Source organism: Staphylococcus sp. EG-SA-17 (assembly GCF_017151845.1).
In the GTDB taxonomy this organism is placed as follows: domain Bacteria; phylum Bacillota; class Bacilli; order Staphylococcales; family Staphylococcaceae; genus Staphylococcus; species Staphylococcus aureus.
The window spans coordinates 1-357 of record NZ_JACVZO010000127.1 but is presented as its reverse complement, the minus strand read 5'-3'; the positions used below and the strand labels follow the sequence as shown (position 1 = coordinate 357).

The 357-nt window shown below is 31.9% G+C and carries 1 rRNA gene; it reads left to right on the top strand.

What is annotated here, in order from left to right:
* Positions 1 to 11: 11 nt before the first annotated feature.
* Positions 12 to 126: ribosomal RNA gene (gene rrf, locus IDG65_RS14380) — 5S ribosomal RNA — on the top strand.
* Positions 127 to 357: the final 231 nt, after the last annotated feature.

Below are 357 nucleotides of genomic sequence, written 5' to 3'. Positions count from 1 at the left end.
ACATTCATATGTCTGGTGACTATAGCAAGGAGGTCACACCTGTTCCCATGCCGAACACAGAAGTTAAGCTCCTTAGCGTCGATGGTAGTCGAACTTACGTTCCGCTAGAGTAGAACGTTGCCAGGCAGTTTTTTAATCAAATTTTGGTTAAAAAATAAAATCGACAAGATAAAAAAAGTTATTGACTTAAATGTTAATAAAATGTATAATTAATTCTTGTCGGTAAGAAAAATGAACATTGAAAACTGAATGACAATATGTCAACGTTAATTCCAAAAACGTAACTATAAGTTACAAACATTATTTAGTATTTATGAGCTAATCAAACATCATAATTTTTATGGAGAGTTTGATCCT